Raw genomic sequence first — 19,896 nt, 5'->3', positions numbered from 1 at the left:
AAGAGCTAACTAAACATTAGCTCTTTTTTGCTGTTTCAATAATTTCCTTTAATTCATTCGTAAAACCCTTTACTGCTTTATTTCCTAACACCGTTACCGGTACGCCTAAATAGCCATACTTCTCCACTTCTTGTTGATATTCGGGATTAATTGAAATATCCCTAACTACATAAGGAATACCTTCTTCAGTCAGTACTTTTTTGACCATTGTACATTCAATACAGTCGTTTGTTGTATAAACAATCACTCCATTTTCCATTGGTTCATTCTCCTTCCACTGTTGCTATTCTTCATTAAAAAAAATATGTTCTGCCGTTATTTTATCACTAACAGTGATAACCCCAAAAGAAAACAGCTTTTGTCTTCTTTTGTCAGTAGGCGAACCAGGGTTAAAAATCAATAGATCCCCTTCATACCTCTTGACAGGGATATGAGAATGACCAAAGATTATACAATCTACGTTCTCTCCTTCAAAAGCTGCAATAGCACGCTTTTCAGTTGTTTTTCCCTTCCCGTGACCATGTGTAATGCCAAATCTAAAACCGCCTGCTTCAACAATCAATTTCGATGGTAATAATCCGACAATCCCCGCATCATCTATGTTTCCATAAACACCTTCAACTCTTCCATACCTGTGCAGCTCATGATAAACATCAATCGTCTGCCAGTCACCCGCATGTATGATGAGTTCGACATCCTTTAATTCCTCTAATAACCTAACAGGCAATCCTTTTTTTCTTTTCGGAAGATGCGTATCCGAAATTACGATAATTTTCATCTGTAGTCCTCTCTATTTTCAAAATCACTCTTTTCTTCCTGGGGGTCTCGATGAAATCAATTTTTGCCGCCTTTTTTAAGACAACAACAATTGACACAATAGCTCAAGAAATGTCTGTTCTTGCGCTTTCCCAAGAAATAGAAAAAATTTCCCGAACTTTGAAATATTCAATCAGACTCTCCTATTAAACGAACCAATTATTAAAGAATAGAAATCACATCATATTATAGACAGCGCTTTAATAGGAAGTATAGTTGCTACAAGTGTTAACACTCCTTAATAACCCGAGTTATCCATGCCTACGGTCGGTTCCTACCTTTAAAATAATTTTAGAATTCAACTCTTATTATGTAAGTGCACAAAATCTTTTATTAATTGATTCAATTGTGGCCTTGCTTTTGTGGGTATTTGATGTTTTTCATTAGATAAAAACTTTAATTCATTATATCGCAATTTTTCATGCAAAATTTTAGCATATTGATGAAATGATTTGTCTTTCTTACCATAGACCAATAATACGGGTAGTTCAATATTTTCTAGCTGTTTCGTACAATTATATTCCAAACTATATTGAAAATATTGATTAATATTTTTAACGTCACCTTTTTCTGCTTCTCGGTACAATGATTTAAATGTCTCCATTGAATCAGCATTACCAATAGTAATCGCTTGGGCTAGTATAGAAAAAGTAACTGGATTTGCGAGTTTGATTGATAAAGAAATCCTCTTACGATTGTAAAAATCACTTGCTTCCGACATTCCGCTGACTAAAATACTTCCAAATGCTCTGTCTGGATAGGTCAACATAAATTCCAACGCCACAGACGAACCCGTTGAATAACCGCAAAGAAATGCTTTTTCTAGTCCTAAATGGTCTAAAAGATGAGTTATATCCTCTACAATTAACTGATAAGTAATGGGCTTGAAAGAATACTGGCTTCGTCCATGGCCTCTTATATCAAAAGAAATAACTTTAAAATACTGAGAAAGTTCTTCTATTTGATATCTGAAATTTTCACAGGTAAGTAAAGGAGGATGAATAAAAACTATGGGCGTTCCATTTCCTTTAACATTATAATATAGGCTAACACCTTTCACATCCAGCATTGGCATTGATTAGCTCACCTCAATAAACATGATGAATAACTTATCTGTAGTTAATAAATATTCTTTTTGTTATTATGTATCTTTTCATAATAAAAAACTGTTCCCCCCATTAAAAAGGAACAGTTTTTTGTTTCATATTTTTGTTTCATAAAATTAAGTAAGCAATAGGTGCAGCAAGTAAAATAGTGAATACGACCCTTTCAAACCAGATCACCACGAGCTTACCAATCGTAAGTGGGATTTCTGTCGATAAAATACATGGAACTACGGCTGAGAAAAAGATAATCGATGATACCGAAACAACAGCGATAACAAACTTAGTAACAATGGCTGCCTTTGTTACTAACAGGGCAGGCAGAAACATTTCTGCGATTGAGACTGCGCTTGCTTTGGCCGCCAGCATTGGTTCTGGAAGTTGAACGAGTGCCGTGAAAGGATAAAAAATATAACCAAGCCAATCAAATAACGGTGTAAATTCAGCTAATATAAGTCCAAGTAACCCAACTGACATGATGGAAGGCAAGATTCCCATCGTCATGATAAAACCATCTTTAAGATTGACCCAAATATTTTTACCTAAGCTTGAAGATTGGTCAGCGGTAATCATCGCTTCTTTCCATGCTGTTTTAACACGGTCCTTCTTAATGATAACCTCCTCATCACCCTCCATGCCCTTATAATAGGACTCACTCATTTTATTTAGCGGCCAAATTCTTACTGTAATAGCGGTAACGATGAAAGTTACAACTAAGGTTACCCAAAAATATGCATTCCACACTTCCATTAGATTCAATGTTTTCGCCACAACAATCATAAAGGTTGCCGAAACAGTTGAAAAACCCGTGGCAATAATGGCTGCTTCTTTAATTGTATATTTCCCTTCTTTAAATACACGGTTGGTAATTAAAAGCCCAATGGAATAGCTTCCTACAAAAGATGCTACCGCGTCAATGGCTGATCTTCCCGGAGTTTTCCAAATTGGTCTCATGACTGGCTGCATGAATATTCCGATAAATTCGAGCAGCCCATAACCTACTAGGAGGGCAAGAAAAACAGAGCCAATTGGAACTAAAAGGCCAACCGAAACTACAAGTTTGTTAAAAAGGAATGGTGCCATATCAGGTTCAAAAAACCATTTCGGACCAACATTAAATACGAGCATTATTGCTGTAACAAGTCCAAAAACTTTCAGAAGTGAAAACACTGTGGTAACAGCATCCTTATTCCATGACCTTGTAACGAATGGATAGATCGCACCTAAAAAAATAACCAATAAAGCATAGTAAGGTAAAATACTTGGCACAGCAAGCTGTATATAAGTAACAAAATGGTCCAACATAATGGAAGACTTCCCATTCAAAGTTACGGGAACAAAAAATACAAAAATACCAATCGCACTAAAAACAAAGAACTTCATAACATTCAACAAATTACTATTCTGCAACTCTGGCTTCTGCACCTGCTGTAACTGCCGATTATCCATACCCAATCCCCCTTACCCCTATTAAATCCCGAAAATCACAGATTACTAAATCTACCATATTGTCCACCCCAGGAGGACATTTGTATTTCAGTGGTACCTGTCACCAAATCTATCAATCTAGTAGCACGCACTATCTATTTGCTAGCACTCTGTTGGAACATGACGCCCGTTAGGAATGTTAGGAAAACGTGTGTCCCTAGTTTAACGGTTGGCTGGACGAGTGTGTCTTTTAATGGATCGAGGCAGACGATGTCCATTGCTTTTACTTTTGGATGACGGCCTGCTGCTAGTACCCCTTCTAGCAGCTCTTCCGTTGTCATGCCTCCCGGTGTTGATGCCGGTACCCCTGGAGCATAAGCAATATCTAAGACATCCATATCTACGGTTAAATAAATGGTATCAACCTTAGCAGCTAATTCTTCTAAGCAGTGCTGCACCGTTTCTACTATTCCCTTCTTTCTTGCTGTTCGGAGTGTAAAATAATTAACCCCTTTTTCATCTGCATACTCTTTTAAATCCTTTGTATTGAAAAAGCCATGGAGACCAATGTTGTACATATGACTGCCTTCCACCACACCGCTCTCGATTAAATTTCGCATCGGTGTTCCATTCGAAGGTCCGTTATCAGACATATCTCGTAAGTCAAAATGGGTATCAAATTGTAAGATTCCTATTTTTTCAGAAGGCTTTGCCTGTTGCATTCCTTTTACCATCATCGCGGTAATCGAGTGATCACCGCCGATTGCACATACTTTTGAACCTTGAAAATGGCTATGAACCAATGCAGCTGCCTGAATGATGTTGTCATGGCACTTTCGAATATCCGTGACATGCATCGGAACATCCCCAAGGTCAAGTGCTGTCATTGGTGCCAAATCAACATCATCATCAAGATTATAAGTTGCAAAGCTCCGCCAAGAACGTCTAAAGGCTTCAGGAAATTCGGACGCGCCTGATGCACTTATGGATGAACGAGACAAAGGAACACCGAGGATCACCACCTCGGCCTCCTTGCTCTTTTCAACATCTTTCACAGTCGCGATTGGCTGAATCCATTCATGAACCTTCGAATCTTCCCCGCTCTCTGGTCTCACCCATGTAAAACTGGGTGGATTAATTGTTGGATAGAGAAAGCTCTTCAAGCAATTGACCTCCTCTGACAACCACCACTCCATTTTTTATCACCGTATGCGTATGATTGACCCCATAAGAATATTGAAGCTTCATATAATTATCAACACTGAACATCGTAATGTCGGCTTTTTTGCCAACCTCTAAACTGCCAATTTCCCGGCCGCGATTAATTGCATGTGCTGCATTAATGGTTGCTGCAGTAATCACCTCAGCAGGAGTCATACCCATCTTCAAACAGCCAAGATTCATAATGAAGGGCAGTGACACAGTCGGTGACGAACCAGGGTTACAGTCGGTAGACAACGCCACTGGCACTCCCAAATCAATCATTTTACGGCCATTTGCAGATTCCGCCATTAAAAAGTAAGCTGTCCCTGGAAGCAGCACGCCGACCACACCTTTTTCAGCCATCCTAAGCATCCCTTTTTCAGAAGCTTTCAATAAATGATCTGCTGAAATGGCTCCAACCTCGGCTGCTAGTTCTGCTCCTTCATACGGCTCGATTTCATCCGCATGAATTTTCGGAATTAGTCCGTAACGCTTACCTGCCTCAAGAATTCGCTTTGACTGTTCTGGAGTAAAAACACCATGCTCACAAAAAACATCATTAAATTCGGCCAATCCCATCTCAGCTACTTTTGGAATCATTTCATTAATCAACAATTCTACAAATTTATCAGGTTTCTCTTTATACTCTTTTGGAACAGCGTGAGCGCCCATAAAAGTTGGAACTATATCGATGACATGTTTTTCGTTTAGCATTTTAGCTACTTCAAGTTGTTTAAGCTCGGTTTCCCACTCCATCCCATAGCCGCTTTTCGCTTCGACCGTTGTCACGCCGTGACGTAGAAATTGATTTAAGCGTTCAAAGCTTTCTTCAAAAAGCTCTTCATAGGAAGCTGACTTTGTTCTTCTTGTTGTCGCATGAATCCCGCCGCCGCTGTTCATGATCTCCATATAGGTGGCACCTTGAAGCCGCATATTAAACTCATTTTCTCTGCTTCCAGCAAAAACAAGATGAGTATGAGGATCAACTAAACCTGGAGTGACAAGCTTTCCGCTTGCATCGACTACTTCAGCTTCACCAAGACGCTGTTTATATTTCTCAAAAAGTTCCTCATCTATTCCTACATCGCAGATGACACCATTCTCAATCCAAACACTTCCATTTTCAATTAAACCTAGCTCAGACATCGCTTCCTTTACAAGAGGAGCATGTGAACTCCCCTGTAAAGTAACGAGCTGAGACGCATTCCTTATAAAAATTGGCTTACTCACCCGTACCACCTCTTTAGTCTTGTTTCAGCATTGGCATTTTAATGCCTTTTTCCTTTGCCGTCTTAATTGCTAGATCATAGCCTGCGTCTGCATGACGGACTACGCCCATCCCAGGGTCTGTCGTTAATACTCGTTGTAAACGAACTTCTGCTTCCTTTGTACCATCTGCGACAATAACCATTCCTGAATGCTGTGAATAACCCATTCCGACTCCGCCGCCATGGTGAAGTGAAACCCAGCTTGCACCTCCGACAGCATTGATCATGGCATTAAGGATTGGCCAGTCAGAAACAGCGTCACTTCCATCCTTCATTCCCTCTGTTTCCCGGTTAGGAGATGCAACCGAGCCTGCATCTAAGTGGTCACGGCCAATAACAATCGGGGCCGATACTTCACCAGAGGCAACCAAATCATTAATAATTTTTCCTAAACGGGCACGATCCCCATATCCAAGCCAGCAAATCCGTGCCGGAAGTCCTTGGAAACTGATTTTTTCTTGAGCCATTCTCACCCATTTACAAAGGTGCTCATCATCCTTAAATTCACGAAGCAGGACTTCATCAATTTTTCGAATATCCTCAGGATCCCCCGACAATGCCGCCCAGCGGAATGGTCCTTTTCCTTCGCAGAATAATGGACGGATATAGGCAGGCACAAAACCTGGGAAATCAAAGGCATTTTCTACTCCCTCATCCTTCGCTACCTGACGAATGTTATTGCCATAATCAAAGGTAATGGCACCCTTCTGCTGCATCGTCAGCATCGCTTTTACGTGGATTGCCATGCTTTGCTTTGATAGTTTTACATATTTAGTAGGGTCTACTTTTCTTAGAGTGGCTGCCTCTTCTAAACTAAAGCCTACAGGCACATAACCATTTAACGGGTCGTGGGCAGATGTTTGGTCTGTTAACACATCCGGATTAAACCCTTTTTCGATCATTAATGGTAAAATTTCTGCTGCGTTACCAATAAGACCAATGGAGAGCGGCTTACCGGCTTTCTTTGCTTCTTTTGCAAGATTAATAGCCTCTTCTAAATCGCTTGTTTTCACGTCAAGGTAAGCGGTTTCAATCCGGCGATCAATTCTTGTTTCATCAACATCAATGGCCAAGCAAACACCATCATTCATCGTTACAGCTAGCGGCTGAGCACCACCCATTCCCCCAAGTCCGGCAGTTAACGTAATCGTATGCTTTAAAGACCCGCTGAATTCCTGACGGGCAAGCTCCGCAAACGTTTCATAGGTTCCTTGGACAATTCCCTGCGTTCCAATATAAATCCAACTGCCTGCTGTCATTTGTCCATACATCATTAATCCCTTTTTATCTAGCTCGTGGAAATGCTCCCAATTTGCCCAGGCAGGTACTAAGTTGGAATTGGCTAGCAATACCCGAGGTGCGTCTTTATGTGATTTAAAAATAGCTACGGGTTTACCAGACTGAATTAGCAGTGTTTCATCAGTTTCAAGTTCAAGCAGAGATTTAACAATCGCGTCATAAGCTTCCCAGTTTCGTGCAGCCTTGCCAATTCCGCCATATACCACTAAATCCTCTGGACGCTCAGCTACTTCCTGGTCAAGATTGTTCATGAGCATCCGAAGTGCAGCCTCTTGGATCCAACCTTTTGCATGCAGTTCTGTTCCTTTATAATTTTTAATCACTCTTGAATTTGCTGTGTTTGTTTCCATTATTTCCACTCCCTTTAATCTTTTTCCTCCCCTTCATTATAAAAATAAAATCTTCTGAAAAATACAAATCATTCATTAGAAAAATAGCATTATTTATATGTATAACTTATTTATTTTTAGCCTAAAACCACACTATTTTTAGGTAATAGTAAATTTTTTAGAAAAAAGTAAGATTCAGATGTTTCTGAATCTCATCTACTTAACCCTTATTCATCCTATATTCTCTCGGCGAAACCCCAACTATTTCCTTAAACATCCTGCTAAAATAGTTCGGATTATGGTAACCAATTAAGTGGGAAATTTCTTTTACTGACTTGCTAGTCTCAAGCAGGAATCTTTTCGCTTCTTTTATTCTGATGCCAGTCAGGATTTCTGTAAAGCTCCGGCCAGTTTTTAACATTAGTAAATGACTGAAATAAGATGAATTTCTATCGACATATTTAGCCACATCCTCAAGCTTTAATTCATGGTTTGAAAAATGAGTCTCAAGATACGAAATTCCACGCTCAATTGGATCCTGTTTAAACATCTGTTTGCTGGAGTCAGCACCTAAAAATATCTTTTGTATAAACAAGATTAGATTTTGTACGGACCGATAGAGAACACTATCATACAAAATTGAATGGAATATGTGACGATACTCTTTTTCGCAGCTAAGCTGTTCATCTAAATCGCAGGTCTTCATATATCGTCTAATTTGTGCAAGTATACTCGTGAGCCTAATTCTGACCAATCCCGGATCTGGGTACGGATTCCGTAATCGAAGAAATTCATCATATATCCATTTTTTTATACCTTCTATGTCATGGTTGGCCAGCATGTCCACCCAAGTCCTTTGTTCGGGAGGAGTTAAAAAAGGATCGATATGAATCCAGTCAGTTGTATATTCAAATTCAACAATCTGCCAATACCCGTGATAATAGGTAAATTCCAGCATTTTATCTATTTCTAGAAATTTTTCATTAAGACCTACATATGGTGAATTTTCGTTTCTGACTACAATCGCAAGCGGTTCTGAGAATTCCTCTTCCCATTTTCTCATTGCCTTTTGACACTGCTCTTTACTATTTTGACAAGCTTCCTTAAACAAAAGAATAATCCTTTCGCTTAATGGAAAAATACCATGAAGCTCTTTGAAAGGGTAGTCTGATAGGAAGGAATATAACATTCCAATCTTTTCACTATTTTCGACTTTAAAAGCCGCGATGATATAGTCTTCTAAAAGTTCTGAATTGGATATAAACAGCGACTCATAGGTTGAGTCATTATAGAATGGAGCAACGGGATTCTTTTTAAAATCAAGTTTTTTATTAAGTGCTTTCGTCGCTTTTTGATAAGCAGATTTTACCTTAGTGGCAGAAAATGGTTTGATCATCAGTTCTAAAGCTTGAAGGTCAATCGCCATTCTGGCTTTTTCAAAGATTGCCTCTGCACTGGTTAACAACAAAATAGGCTGGTAAATCTGTATGAGTTCTCGAAACCTAGACCAATTGTCACTATTTACCATATCGAGTTCTAAAAGGATAATATCCGGGGTTTCTTTTTCAAATGTTACAATAAAATCCTGAAAATTAGAGGCTAGTAAAATTTTGGTTACAGGGATGGAGGATGTTTTTAACAGCCATTTTAATCCTTCTCGTTCATTTAAATCGCGGTCTGCAATTAACCATTTTCCTTCTATGACATTCTCCCCCCATCTAAATATAGTGTTACTAATATAATAAAAGTATATATTTAATGTGGCAATCGAGAATTATTATTTGTTTACTTTCTTATTCATGAAATGCAATAATTTAAATCGAATTCATAGGTGCATTATGAGCATAATAATTTTTGTGACTATTGATGAGAGGGGAAATTCAAGACATGAAATGGCACAAAAATTTACTTAAAATTATACAGGACCGCCAAGGGAAAAAACTTGCTTTAATAGTTGACACCTCTACGAATGAAACGAAAGTTGACCTCATCGCGAATATTGTAACCTTTTTCAAAGAACTAACTCCGGATACCGTACTTGTTCAAGCTGATTTTAAAATTCGCAGTACAGAACCAATCACAGCAGGAACAGAAATTAAATATCACACACATGGTAAAGCCTCTTATACCTTGGCATTGGAATGGGCAGAAGAGGAAAAGATAGAAACCGTATTTTATATCACTGATTTAACTGGTTTTTTACCAGAGGAAATGCAAGTTCCTTATGAGGTTTATTGGCTGGTGCCTACAGAATTTGTGCCAAAAGCACCATTTGGAAAAGTAATGAAAGTGGTTTAAAAAACAACAAAAAGAGGAGCAGGCTCTCCTCTTACAATCTTTCTCGCTTATGAGCTTTCCTCCTTTTGAATAGAAGATGAACTTTCTTCACTTAGTAAGTCTAACGCATCGTTTTCCATCGGAACGGGTTTTTCAATAGCCTGCTCTAATTGATTAATTCTTTCAATTAAGTGAGCATGTTCTTTTTCCATTGGAACGGGCAATGTATTTTTTTCAATATCCTGCTCTAATCGATTAATCTTTTCAATCAAATGGGCATGTTCTTTTTCAGCAATTTTCGCTTTGGAGGAATAGTATGAATCCTTTTCCCACCAGTCCATTCCTATTTCCCTAGCCTTATCTACCGAGGCTACGAGCAGCCTTATTTTTATCGTTAATAAATCAACATCCGCTAATGATATTTTAATATCCCCGGCTATGACAACCCCTTTATCGAGAATCTTTTCAAGGACATCAAGTAAATTCGATGATTGCGGCGGGTGATGAATGGGCATATAATCCCCTCCTGATTATGATTAAAGCAGTTTACCTAGAGGACCTAATTCAATATTGAGATCTTCATTTTCTAAACCAAAAATTTGCTTTAATTCTTCCATTTTTTCTTCAAGTCTCATTAACGTTAAACCTAATTCTTCTATTTGTTCATCTGTTAAGGAGTCGTTTTCGACTCTCCGCATCGCCTGTCTTTCCATCAACTGACGGAGAAGTTCGATAATCGTAAGGACTAATTTTGCTAATCCTTGCTCAACCTGATTGGAATCAAGTGGTAACCTTTCCATCCCCTAATGCCTCCCGATTATTTTTCGCTCATATGGTCCATAGGCACTTTCTATCGAAGATATCAGCAGTTTTAAATCAACAACAATTAAATCGATATTGGCAACGGAAATCAATATTTCTCCACTCACCACGACACCTGTATCAATAATTCCGTCCAAGAGATCCAACAGCGTCATTTCTTTATTTTGAAAAAGATGATACTGTTCCATGTTAATTCTCCTTCGAAAAATGGTAAGGCGGCCATGGTCCACTTACTTGAAAGGTACAGCCTGATGCAGAAAAGGTATGTTCGAGTTCTTGAACTTTTGTTAAGAATTGCTCCGTTTTCTTTTTATCAATTAGAAAATCGCAATTTACTATCATGTCCTCGTTTCGTTCTGTTATTTCCCTGCCCCAATTTTTTCGAAGCCTAGAATCTGAGAAGATTGACTGTAACTGTTGTTCCATTCTCTCCCACCATAGAGATTGTTCTTTCTCTAATTCATTGGTGATCAGCTGATCAAGCTTCTTCTTCATTATAAATTTCTTTCCTTTTGGCATATTTGCAATGTTTTCTTTTAACGAAAGAACATTTGGATTATGATGTATCACATAGGAAAACGCCTGCTGGGAATTACAATAGATTTTTAGATTCCATTCTTGTTTTTCTTTAAATCGTAGTAGCTGTTGGAGTATCGCATCGTATTGCTCATTAAGTAAGGTAATCAAATTCTCTCCTTTTTGAAAAATGGTACAAAATGACATTGGAAGGATTGTGAACTGGTTATGAATGGCTGAAATGCATTCATGATGATGAAATGCTTTTTCTTTTAACCAATCAGGATCTTTTAATTGAAGGTCAATTTGTTGCTGGGAATATTTTTGGGGATCAACTGAGGTAATTACTGCAGCTAGTTCTTTAAAATTTATGATCGTAACGTTTTTTTGGTCGATGCCAAGAATAGCAGGAACATCTGTGTTTTCAAGTTCCTCCGCTAAAATGACACCATACAGATAAATAAAATTGGTACCTGCCGTGGTATGAGTCACGCAAGCCTCCTCCTTATTAACACTAAATTTACATCCCGTTCTTTTCTCTTTCTTTAGCGATTTTGTATCTGTTAAGTAATTCTTCCTCGCGTTCTAAATAGGCGTCTTCATCAATTTCCTCCATATCGTACATCATATGCAGCTCAATCAATTGTTGCTGTATTAATGTGAGATCGTACAGTTCTTGATCGACTTCTTCCTGAATTTTCTCACCCAGTTTAATGAGCGAACGAATCGGCAGTGAAAATAATTTAAATATCATAAGTTCCCTTCAATCCTTAACACGATATTTACAAAATTGTAGGCAGGCCATGGTCCAGAATACTTAAACTCGACTTTATCCTTCCATAATTCAAAAAGTTCATTAACCTTCTTATCAAATAATTCTTCATGATTGGTATCAATTAGAAAGGCAGCGTTCAGAAGTGTTTTTGCTGGGATTGTTTTATTCAGCTTCCCCGCTTCTGCTATTTCCAGCAAAGGTTCATAAATTTCCTCTGCTGCGTGTTCTTCGAGCCGTAAAATAAAATTTTGGGCTTGTTCACCCACCTGAATCTGGTCATAAAAAGAAGCAGGGTCTGCCAAGTCTTTTTTGGCGGCTTTCCACTGATTTAGGAGTGGATTATTGTTCATCTCTTCATTGATCCATTCTTTCTTTGGAATTACCTTTAAGCCAACTTCGATTTTGTTTTCTAATTGTAAGAACAGTTTCTCAAACTCCTCATTTAAATGCTCCATTACTAACAAAACATCATTTTTAGAATGAAAAACATTTCCAAAGCTCATGGGAATTACGCTATATTGTTTCATCACCTCTGTGATTTTTTGTTGATGTGCCATCAAATTTTGACGAGTTGGCAAAACATCACCAGTTACTTTTGATACGACCATAGCGACATTTTCAAAGTGAATGGTATATACCCCACTCTTTTTTCCATTTAATTGTACACTTCCAAATTTCTTGGGTTCCTTTTCATGTATGGCACAAAAAAGGTACACTCCGTTATGTGTACTCATTTATTTTCCATCCTTTCTCAGGATTTCCTTTTCAATCAATTCCCTCACTTCTACAAAGGTGAGATCAGGTAGTAATTGTTTCATGGGTCTGCTTAACACATCGATACATAGTGCTTGATAGCTTATATTCCCAGGAATAATGGGAATGTTTGTTTTTTTTGAAATCACCGCTATCATTAATGTCGCTCGCAGACTAGGGCAAAATCCCTTCCCATAAGCTCTTAAATTAGAAACTAAGCTGGTAACCTCTTGTGCTTCACGATCATTTAATCCTGATTTTTGTTTTAGAATTTCAATTTCTGTTTCCCTGTCACAAGAATCTAAGTGAATGGTAATGAGTCTGTCCAGGAGCGCATCCTGGGTATGAAAGGTTCCAACATACTCATCTGGATTACTTGTAAATATAATGGAAAAGTCAGGATGACATTTTATAAAAGATTCTTTTCCATTGCCGTAAACAGGCAGAACTTTTTCCTCCAGTAGAGATAAGAATATATTATTCGTTTCCGGGCGGGAACGTGAAAATTCATCATATATCACGACATGTCCATTTTTTACTGCTTCAATGAGTTGTCCTTGTATCCAAATGGGTTTGACTTCTTGCTCTTTTTTAAATACAGAGTGAATATAGTTGTCGATTATTTCTTTTTTGCGAACGCCAAAATATTGACCCAAAAGGTCTTTATTGGACAATTCATGGTGACCACGTATAATCGTTACCTTTCGTTTTAATTGCTTTGCAATATATAACGCTATGCTTGTTTTTCCTACACCCGTTGGTCCAACAAAATGGACAGGAAATCCAGCTTGCAAGTATTGATGGCTTCTTGAAATGATTTCTTCGAAGAAAGGAGTTTTCACAAATTCCCCTGTTCCAAATCCTTTATTAGATGGATTCAACATTTTTCCTCCTAACGAATGATTTTTTAATAAAAGAAGCCAAGGCACAGTCAAGCCTTGGCTCCTTCCCTTCCTATTCAAAACTCTACTACGTCTCTTCAGCAAAATGTTGTTCCTGGTCTTTAAGCAGACCCACTGCTTTTGCATAGCGTAACCATGTATCTACACTGGCAATTACGATACGGGCATCAATTGTCAAAAGCTCGATTCCTACTAAAGAAACACGAGCCCATAAATCAATAACCACACCCTTATCCAAAATACGGTCAATTACTTCCGCTAAGCTTGAAGAGTCTACACTTTTTTGAATAGCAGCCATCTATATCCCCTCCTTCCAATCGACTTCAGTTAAAGAGGGAGTGTTATAAATTATTCTTCTTTGCTATATTAGGTGATGCTTTCTCTTTCACATCAGTCATCCTCGTTTATTAACGATTACAATACAATATGTAAGATTAAATAATTTGAGTGGACAAGTGCTATTAGAATTAAACTTTTTCATAAAAAAAGAGACTTCTTATGAAGACTCTTTATACTTAGCGTATTCTATTGAGGTTATTACTGTTTTATAATTTTTGATGGATTGTTTACTTTATATTGAACTGCAGCGTCAACGATGAATTCTTCTTCTACATCCTTACCTTTTGCCAGTTTCTTCTTTGCTACTTTTCCGTCGAATTCAAGCTTATCTCCCGCCTTGAGCTCAAACTTCTTTAGCGTTTTGCTATGACTGCACCATGCAAGTCCAACTTCAATTGGCGGGTCTTGTACGATGACCACATTTTCCAGTACAACCACTTCATCGTTTTCTTCATTAAACGGATTGTATGTGAGGGCGAACTGTTTAACACTAGCGGTAAAGTGAACTTTATCTGCTGGCAGCTCAATTTTCGGTTCTTTCTCTTTTTTTGGTTTAGCAGCTTTTGGCTTTTTCGGTTCTGGTTTTGCTTCTAGTTTTGGTTCTGGTTTTTCTTCCTGCATCTGAGTCTCAGTACCTTTTTCTGTTGTACTAAAGTCCTTTTCTTCTACTTGCAGCATACTCTCCTTGCCGAAACTAGAAGCCTGCATTTCCTTTAGAAAAGCAGGCTGGATGCAGCATAAGTTCCCATCTTGGAACTCAATCACCAGTGTATTAAACTCATCTGACTTTCCATAAGTTTCAAACCCCTTAATCGTCACAACACGCTGATAATTCCGTTCCTTAAACAAAAACTCCCGCTTAGCCCCCTTACCAGAAGAAAGACCCCACTCCTTCAACTTCTCCTTATAATGATCCTCATCACGAAACCCAATAAAATCACCCTTTGGAGAAACATAACGTGTCAAACCACTCCGCTCCAACTGCTCGTGCTCAATAGCCATATTTTTCACACCTTTCTTTGTCACTTTGGTGACGACTATGATGACAACTTTGGTGACAGGCACCACTAATGTACAAATGTCCGTCTCCAGTGGACACTCTTGATTTACTGTAATGAAATTTTATTATGTATTTTCAGTTAATACCATTATTATTGTATCAAAGTTTTCTGCTAATGAAAAAGCTAAGGCATGATTTTTGCAGTGAGACATTGCGCTGCAAAAGTTCATGCCTAGTTGTTATATGATAATAGGAGGTTTTCCAATTGGGTAGTATTCTACAGAGCTGCATGCACGGATTTTCTCTTCTGAAAGACAGTTTCTGCCATCAAAGATGATTGGTTCTTTCATTTTCTCTACCAACTTAGCCGCATCTAGACCTTTGATTTCATTCCACTCTGTAACAATCCTTTGAAGCTTGGACCAAATAATAAAGATCTGCTGCCCCCTCGTTAATAAATTTTCCAGACCTGGTTCATAAATAGGAGAAATCCCTTGCAGTAATTGGTTAATTTATTGCATGTGACATGATGACCGAGTTGCGATAAACAAACTCCTGTTGACAGTCCTACATAGCCTGTACCTAAAACAGCAATCTTCAAATCAATCAATCTCTCTCTTACTATTTTGTAGGTTTTCTTTCATAGTAACTTCTTGCAAATAGTCTAACACTGAATCTCTAATATCCTCGCGGCTTAATGCGAAATCAATCGTTGCCTTAATAAAACCAATTTTATCTCCGATATCGTAGCGGCTGCCTTCAAAGTTATAGGCAAAGACGGCCTGGTGTTTATTCAATTCATTAATGGCATCCGTCAGCTGTAATTCATCCCCTCTGCCTAAAGGAATTCTCTCTAGAATCTCAAAAATTTTCGGACTAAGAACATAACGTCCCATTATCGCATGTCTTGATGGTGCCTCTTCTATACTAGGTTTCTCTATTAACGAGTCAATATGGAATAGATCCGACTCGATCATCGTACCTTTTGGTTTGATAATTCCATATTTGCTGACATCTTCTTCAGATACCGTCTGTACGGCAACAACCGAACTATTATAATATTCGAAAACATCAATAACCTGCTTTAAGCAGGGAATTTCCGACATGACAATATCATCACCCAGTAATACAGCAAATGGTTCATCGCCAATCACGCTCTTCGCACATAAAATAGCATGTCCCAGCCCTTTAGGCTCTTTTTGGCGGACATACACGATATTTACTAAGTTTGATATTTTTTGAACATCTGCTAACATATCAAATTTGTTTTTTCGAAAAAGTGTATCCTCTAGTTCATATGATTTATCGAAGTGATCTTCAATAGACCTTTTACCTCTGCCGATAATGATGATAATTTCTTCAATACCTGAAGCAACGGCTTCTTCAACGATGTATTGAATGGTTGGTTTATCAACAATCGGAAGCATTTCTTTCGGCTGTGCTTTCGTTGCTGGCAAAAATCGAGTACCGAGGCCAGCTGCTGGAATAATGGCTTTACGGATTTTCATATGCTGCCTCCTTTCCTTTTCCCCTCTATCCTTTATATGCAGGTGTACAATCTCCGGTCAGGGTAGTAACCTATTAAAATCGTTTATTTAAATGACATTTATTAAAATAAAACTCCCTTTGTCAATATAGCCACGGGAGTCATTCATCTTGTTCATGTATTGGCCGATAAACTCTTTTAATAAACCTTTCCATCAATTTTTTGAGTATTCTTTTCCGACGTGTGTGCAGTGTTGTCACAATCGCTTTTCTTTCTTCACTCGTAACCTGCCAATCTTCAGGAATAACTGCTACAATTTCTTCTATTAAATGAATGGGCAGTGTTTGAATGATTTCTAGCTGCTCGTAAAACTCCTGCTCGTTCTCAATAAAATAGGCCATAATTTGATGAGTGGCACTCTTTAGAATCGTTATCGGGAGTGATTCAATATCCTCAAGTGTCCAGTTATAGGAAGCGAACACTTCGGCATGATCGATAATCCACAGGCGATAGGAGTGGGGTGTGTCATCGCATAGAATAATATTTTTCCTAGTACGATCACGATTACACATCCAGTAATCAAATAAGATAATACCTGCTAGATTTTCTTTGTTCGTAATATTAGGAACTTCGGTTACTTGATGTCCATCAAAACAGTCTGGGACGTATAGACTTGCAAATTGAAACTGCGTTTGGGTCATTGAAGACAGTTCAGGGTATTGGGAGGAAAACTCCTGGGGGATTTCTACTAATTGTCCAAATGGTATTGGCAGTCCAAGGTAACGGGCAAGGCAATAGCACACCCATTCATTCGCCAGCGTTTTTTCAAATCCAGGCTGGAAATATTTTACAACATAATCCAGGCCATCATTAAATGTAATTAAATGAGCATTCGATTTTCCTTCTAGAGTTTTCTTGTATGCAACTGGTTTAATCATCCCCACTCACCTCATCTTCGTTTATTCCAACTATTTTTTTCAAAAGATGGACATATTGTTTTGCTACAACCTCAATCGCAAATTTTTCATGGACGCGTCCAATTGCTGCCTTTGACATTTGTTGATGAAGGGTTGGGTTATCCAAAATACCAGAAAGCTGATTGACAGCATCCTCTACATTTTGACCACGAAAAAGCAGCCCATGTTCTCCGTGTACAACCAATTCCGTTACCGGCATCATTTTTGAGGCGACGACTGGCACACCACAAACCATCGATTCGATGAATGTATTCCCAAAGGATTCTGTTTTAGTCGTAGCCAGCGTACAGCCGCCTGATTGGCGTATTTTCGCATAAACATGCGGCATATGCTGATAGGGAATAACCGGAAACCACTTAACAATATCTTCCAGCTTCTCCTCCTGCCATTTTGCTGCGAATTCCTCACGCTGTATACTTTGAGCACCGCCAATGACCCAAAATTCGAGATCATCACGCTGACTTTTCATGAGTTTTGCCACTTCTAATAACATTTGCCAGTTTTTACGTTTGTCCAATCTGCCAATCCAGCCAATAATCTTTTTACCGTTTGGTACGATTGGTTCACTTTCAAAATTTATCTCTTCCTCTGTCAATGCACGGTAAAACGACGTATCAATGCCATTGTAAATAACATGCATAGGAATTCCGTCTGTTAAAATCGAAACTAATCGTTTTTGATAGTTTGATGGAACAATAATTGCTTCAGGCTTAATTCCTCTGAATGATTTTAAATGCGGCATAAGCTTAATCAGTTCTGGGGTACGTGCCTCTACCAATACCGGTCCACGATAGTTTGCTTTTTTAATCCATTTAAAAGCCGCTCCCGTGTCGACCACAATGATGGCGTCATAGTTGTTGTTTTGTATAATTTTGATAATCTCTTGTTCATCCTTCGTCAAATAAACAGGGGCTATATCTTCCATAATATGGAGCCCACCGTGATCAGTTGTATACAAAAACTCTGTATCAATTCCATGCTTTTTAAAATATATCGAGCGATTGCGCCAGCCGGCATTCACCCCGCCAACCGTCAGCAGACGCCAGATTATTAATACTTTCATATTAGTTCCCCTTCGTTTTCTTTAGGCGGCTCCTCAGCCCTGTTAGGTCTCTATCTTCAACCCTTATTGGTGTTTAGCGACGTTTTTTATCCTTGCCTTTGTTCTTGTCTCGCTTCTCATCACGACGGTTACGGTCATCGTATCGATCTCCTGCGAAGTGTCTGCCGCCCTTCGCACCTTTAGCACCTCTGCTGCGACGCCCTTTATCGCCCTCGAAGATTTTTCCTTTTCTATTGTCACGATCTCCCTTAGAGTTTCGATCTCCTTTAGAGTTTCGATCTCCTTTAGAGTTTCGATCTCCTGCGAAACGTCTATCACCCTCATAACCGCTATCACCTTCTGGATGTCTTGACTCAAAATTTTGCTCAAGTTTGTCCCAATGCTCATCGATTTTTGCCATGACTGTTTCTGGATCAACGCCTCTTGCAAGCATTGCCTTTACCCATTCTTCCTTGAAAACCTTGTGCACTAATCCATGCAGCTTGGTCACATAGTTTTTCTCATCTTCAGTGGTCAGCAGGGTGTTACTTAAATTCTTGATTTTAATTTTATCTGGATCCTGCGGGAGAAGTAATGCTGTTATTTCTCTCGAAATTTCCTCCATACGGATATAGTGAAGCCATTCTGCATATAGTTCTGGCGACATTTCTTGTACATGTGACAAAAAGATCGCTTTATTTTCCTCCCCTAAGGAAGTCAATAATTTACGCGGGTATGGATAGACACGATCACGCCAAATCGTTCTCGCTACGTCAATTACCTTTAAACTGCCGTCAGGCTGCAGATAAATTTGACGCTTATGATGGTCAATTCTTTCATACCCAATTTGTTTAAATGTGATTAGCATTTCAATTAATTTTGCAGAAAGCGCCATTGTTAAGGGCTGCGATTGTAAATATTCGCGTAAATCAACGCCCCTGATAATTTCCATCACTATATAAAGTGCACCTTTTCCATAGAGTTTTGGAAATAGTGTAGTCTGCTGCCCAAGGGATAAAGCATAATATTCGCGATCGCAATCCTCTGTATTCCCGAAGACCTTTACACAGATGTCGTCCGAAATTTGAAAAACTGCACCTTGTCGTCCTTTTCCCATCATTACCAATGGCGAGTCATTCACTACTTCCACATCCGCATTAACCAGATTTTTCACTTTAATTTTTTTCATCCATTGTTCTAAATTCTTAATATCCATAAATTTCCTCCTTTCATTTTGTTTGCAGCTTAATTTATTTACTAACATGGCAGCATTCTGTTAACGTGCTTGTCTAATCACAAGACCTTATAAATACCGCCTACTATAATAGATTCAAGCAGGTCATAATTTGTAAAGGCTCTTAACTATAAAAAGAAAATATATCCAAGAAAACGGGTGAATGGATAAAAATCGACAGAAATTCATCTTATAGTGTTAAATTATTGAAAAAATTAACAAAATAGCCATTTATTTATGTACAATTGGAGTATAAGGTTTTGGTTTCGGTTGGGATGACCCAGCATATATTTATGTATAGGAAGAAATGATTTACTAATTGCAACA

Annotated in this window: 21 protein-coding genes and 2 pseudogenes; 1 reads left to right on the top strand and 22 read right to left on the bottom strand. The window is 38.5% G+C overall.

What is annotated here, in order from left to right; all coding sequences use genetic code 11:
- Positions 1 to 16 precede the first annotated feature (16 nt).
- The 8 genes from QNH29_RS12755 to QNH29_RS12720 all read right to left on the bottom strand — a co-directional run bounded on the left by QNH29_RS12755 (position 17) and on the right by QNH29_RS12720 (position 8,974).
- A complete protein-coding gene (locus QNH29_RS12755) occupies positions 17 to 259 on the bottom strand; it encodes a glutaredoxin family protein (RefSeq protein WP_283865128.1) in 243 nt (80 codons plus the stop codon).
- Between the two features lie 24 nt (positions 260 to 283).
- Positions 284 to 778, bottom strand: coding sequence for a metallophosphoesterase family protein (locus QNH29_RS12750; RefSeq protein WP_283865127.1), 495 nt, complete (start codon positions 776 to 778; stop codon positions 284 to 286).
- A 336-nt stretch (positions 779 to 1,114) separates the two neighbouring features.
- Positions 1,115 to 1,891 carry an alpha/beta fold hydrolase gene (locus tag QNH29_RS12745; RefSeq protein ID WP_283865126.1) on the bottom strand — a complete coding sequence of 259 codons (777 nt, stop codon included), beginning with the start codon at positions 1,889 to 1,891 and terminating at the stop codon, positions 1,115 to 1,117.
- 139 nt (positions 1,892 to 2,030) lie between these two features.
- Complete coding sequence (locus QNH29_RS12740; RefSeq protein ID WP_283865125.1) at positions 2,031 to 3,368, bottom strand: YjiH family protein; 1,338 nt, start codon at positions 3,366 to 3,368, stop codon at positions 2,031 to 2,033.
- Positions 3,369 to 3,502: 134 nt separating this feature from the next.
- Positions 3,503 to 4,510, bottom strand: a complete 1,008-nt coding sequence (hutG, locus tag QNH29_RS12735) for a formimidoylglutamase (RefSeq protein WP_283865124.1) — start codon at positions 4,508 to 4,510, stop codon at positions 3,503 to 3,505.
- On the bottom strand, positions 4,482 to 5,780 hold the full coding sequence (gene hutI, locus QNH29_RS12730; RefSeq protein ID WP_283865123.1) for an imidazolonepropionase: 1,299 nt from the start codon (positions 5,778 to 5,780) through the stop codon (positions 4,482 to 4,484). The genes hutG and hutI overlap by 29 nt, the downstream gene beginning before the upstream one ends.
- 13 nt (positions 5,781 to 5,793) lie before the next feature.
- Positions 5,794 to 7,467: a urocanate hydratase gene (gene hutU, locus QNH29_RS12725; RefSeq protein ID WP_283865122.1), complete on the bottom strand. Its 1,674-nt coding sequence runs from the start codon at positions 7,465 to 7,467 to the stop codon at positions 5,794 to 5,796.
- 199 nt (positions 7,468 to 7,666) lie between these two features.
- Positions 7,667 to 8,974: a helix-turn-helix domain-containing protein gene (locus tag QNH29_RS12720; protein WP_283865121.1), complete on the bottom strand. Its 1,308-nt coding sequence runs from the start codon at positions 8,972 to 8,974 to the stop codon at positions 7,667 to 7,669.
- A 359-nt stretch (positions 8,975 to 9,333) separates the two neighbouring features.
- Between QNH29_RS12720 and QNH29_RS12715 the strand changes: the two genes are divergently transcribed.
- Positions 9,334 to 9,744: a VWA-like domain-containing protein gene (locus QNH29_RS12715; RefSeq protein WP_283865120.1), complete on the top strand. Its 411-nt coding sequence runs from the start codon at positions 9,334 to 9,336 to the stop codon at positions 9,742 to 9,744.
- A 203-nt stretch (positions 9,745 to 9,947) separates the two neighbouring features.
- Here the strand turns inward: QNH29_RS12715 and QNH29_RS12710 are convergent.
- From QNH29_RS12710 to QNH29_RS12645, 14 genes and pseudogenes are all read right to left on the bottom strand, one after another.
- Positions 9,948 to 10,238 (bottom strand): annotated as a pseudogene (locus QNH29_RS12710) (gas vesicle protein); the annotation flags it as partial.
- Between the two features lie 21 nt (positions 10,239 to 10,259).
- The gene (locus tag QNH29_RS12705) at positions 10,260 to 10,523 is read right to left on the bottom strand and encodes a gas vesicle protein K (RefSeq protein WP_283865119.1); all 264 of its coding nucleotides are present in this window, start codon (positions 10,521 to 10,523) and stop codon (positions 10,260 to 10,262) included.
- Between the two features lie 3 nt (positions 10,524 to 10,526).
- A complete protein-coding gene (locus QNH29_RS12700) occupies positions 10,527 to 10,733 on the bottom strand; it encodes a gas vesicle protein (protein ID WP_283865118.1) in 207 nt (68 codons plus the stop codon).
- A gap of 1 nt (position 10,734) precedes the next feature.
- Positions 10,735 to 11,553, bottom strand: coding sequence for a GvpL/GvpF family gas vesicle protein (locus tag QNH29_RS12695; protein WP_283865117.1), 819 nt, complete (start codon positions 11,551 to 11,553; stop codon positions 10,735 to 10,737).
- A 28-nt stretch (positions 11,554 to 11,581) separates the two neighbouring features.
- The gene (locus tag QNH29_RS12690; protein ID WP_283865116.1) at positions 11,582 to 11,815 is read right to left on the bottom strand and encodes a gas vesicle protein GvpG; all 234 of its coding nucleotides are present in this window, start codon (positions 11,813 to 11,815) and stop codon (positions 11,582 to 11,584) included.
- Positions 11,812 to 12,570 (bottom strand): GvpL/GvpF family gas vesicle protein, encoded by a 759-nt coding sequence (locus tag QNH29_RS12685; RefSeq protein ID WP_283865115.1) that lies wholly within the window; start codon positions 12,568 to 12,570, stop codon positions 11,812 to 11,814. The genes QNH29_RS12690 and QNH29_RS12685 overlap by 4 nt, the downstream gene beginning before the upstream one ends.
- Positions 12,571 to 13,473 (bottom strand): gas vesicle protein GvpN, encoded by a 903-nt coding sequence (gvpN, locus tag QNH29_RS12680; protein WP_283865114.1) that lies wholly within the window; start codon positions 13,471 to 13,473, stop codon positions 12,571 to 12,573. It lies immediately after the preceding gene.
- Between the two features lie 85 nt (positions 13,474 to 13,558).
- Positions 13,559 to 13,789 carry a gas vesicle protein GvpJ gene (gvpJ, locus tag QNH29_RS12675; RefSeq protein WP_283865113.1) on the bottom strand — a complete coding sequence of 77 codons (231 nt, stop codon included), beginning with the start codon at positions 13,787 to 13,789 and terminating at the stop codon, positions 13,559 to 13,561.
- A gap of 239 nt (positions 13,790 to 14,028) precedes the next feature.
- On the bottom strand, positions 14,029 to 14,832 hold the full coding sequence (locus QNH29_RS12670; RefSeq protein WP_283865112.1) for a hypothetical protein: 804 nt from the start codon (positions 14,830 to 14,832) through the stop codon (positions 14,029 to 14,031).
- 444 nt (positions 14,833 to 15,276) lie between these two features.
- Positions 15,277 to 15,431, bottom strand: a pseudogene (locus QNH29_RS12665) (UDP-glucose 6-dehydrogenase); the annotation flags it as partial.
- 1 nt (position 15,432) lies between these two features.
- Complete coding sequence (gene galU, locus QNH29_RS12660; RefSeq protein WP_283865111.1) at positions 15,433 to 16,338, bottom strand: UTP--glucose-1-phosphate uridylyltransferase GalU; 906 nt, start codon at positions 16,336 to 16,338, stop codon at positions 15,433 to 15,435.
- Between the two features lie 139 nt (positions 16,339 to 16,477).
- A complete protein-coding gene (locus QNH29_RS12655) occupies positions 16,478 to 17,254 on the bottom strand; it encodes a HipA family kinase (protein ID WP_283865110.1) in 777 nt (258 codons plus the stop codon).
- On the bottom strand, positions 17,247 to 18,356 hold the full coding sequence (locus tag QNH29_RS12650) for a glycosyltransferase family 4 protein (RefSeq protein WP_283865109.1): 1,110 nt from the start codon (positions 18,354 to 18,356) through the stop codon (positions 17,247 to 17,249). The genes QNH29_RS12655 and QNH29_RS12650 overlap by 8 nt, the downstream gene beginning before the upstream one ends.
- 73 nt (positions 18,357 to 18,429) lie before the next feature.
- Positions 18,430 to 19,551: a hypothetical protein gene (locus QNH29_RS12645; protein WP_283865108.1), complete on the bottom strand. Its 1,122-nt coding sequence runs from the start codon at positions 19,549 to 19,551 to the stop codon at positions 18,430 to 18,432.
- Between the last annotated feature and the right edge of the window lie 345 nt (positions 19,552 to 19,896).

This window comes from Neobacillus sp. DY30 (assembly GCF_030123065.1).
Classification (GTDB): Bacteria; Bacillota; Bacilli; order Bacillales; family Cytobacillaceae; genus Neobacillus.
This window is presented reverse-complemented; position numbering and strand designations above follow the sequence as displayed.

Bases quoted from the DNA above. Each gene is read 5' to 3' on its own strand.
- QNH29_RS12645 (WP_283865108.1), bottom strand. From the start codon at position 19,551: ATGGATATTAAGAATTTAGAACAATGGATGAAAAAAATTAAAGTGAAA.
- QNH29_RS12670 (WP_283865112.1), bottom strand. From the start codon at position 14,832: ATGGCTATTGAGCACGAGCAGTTGGAGCGGAGTGGTTTGACACGTTAT.
- QNH29_RS12745 (WP_283865126.1), bottom strand. From the start codon at position 1,891: ATGCCAATGCTGGATGTGAAAGGTGTTAGCCTATATTATAATGTTAAA.
- QNH29_RS12690 (WP_283865116.1), bottom strand. From the start codon at position 11,815: ATGATATTTAAATTATTTTCACTGCCGATTCGTTCGCTCATTAAACTG.
- hutU (WP_283865122.1), bottom strand. From the start codon at position 7,467: ATGGAAACAAACACAGCAAATTCAAGAGTGATTAAAAATTATAAAGGA.
- QNH29_RS12700 (WP_283865118.1), bottom strand. From the start codon at position 10,733: ATGGAACAGTATCATCTTTTTCAAAATAAAGAAATGACGCTGTTGGAT.
- QNH29_RS12755 (WP_283865128.1), bottom strand. From the start codon at position 259: ATGGAAAATGGAGTGATTGTTTATACAACAAACGACTGTATTGAATGT.
- QNH29_RS12650 (WP_283865109.1), bottom strand. From the start codon at position 18,356: ATGAAAGTATTAATAATCTGGCGTCTGCTGACGGTTGGCGGGGTGAAT.
- QNH29_RS12655 (WP_283865110.1), bottom strand. From the start codon at position 17,254: ATGATTAAACCAGTTGCATACAAGAAAACTCTAGAAGGAAAATCGAAT.
- galU (WP_283865111.1), bottom strand. From the start codon at position 16,338: ATGAAAATCCGTAAAGCCATTATTCCAGCAGCTGGCCTCGGTACTCGA.
- QNH29_RS12720 (WP_283865121.1), bottom strand. From the start codon at position 8,974: ATGGTAAATAGTGACAATTGGTCTAGGTTTCGAGAACTCATACAGATT.
- QNH29_RS12740 (WP_283865125.1), bottom strand. From the start codon at position 3,368: ATGGATAATCGGCAGTTACAGCAGGTGCAGAAGCCAGAGTTGCAGAAT.
- QNH29_RS12705 (WP_283865119.1), bottom strand. From the start codon at position 10,523: ATGGAAAGGTTACCACTTGATTCCAATCAGGTTGAGCAAGGATTAGCA.
- gvpN (WP_283865114.1), bottom strand. From the start codon at position 13,473: ATGTTGAATCCATCTAATAAAGGATTTGGAACAGGGGAATTTGTGAAA.
- QNH29_RS12750 (WP_283865127.1), bottom strand. From the start codon at position 778: ATGAAAATTATCGTAATTTCGGATACGCATCTTCCGAAAAGAAAAAAA.
- gvpJ (WP_283865113.1), bottom strand. From the start codon at position 13,789: ATGGCTGCTATTCAAAAAAGTGTAGACTCTTCAAGCTTAGCGGAAGTA.
- QNH29_RS12715 (WP_283865120.1), top strand. From the start codon at position 9,334: ATGAAATGGCACAAAAATTTACTTAAAATTATACAGGACCGCCAAGGG.
- QNH29_RS12685 (WP_283865115.1), bottom strand. From the start codon at position 12,570: ATGAGTACACATAACGGAGTGTACCTTTTTTGTGCCATACATGAAAAG.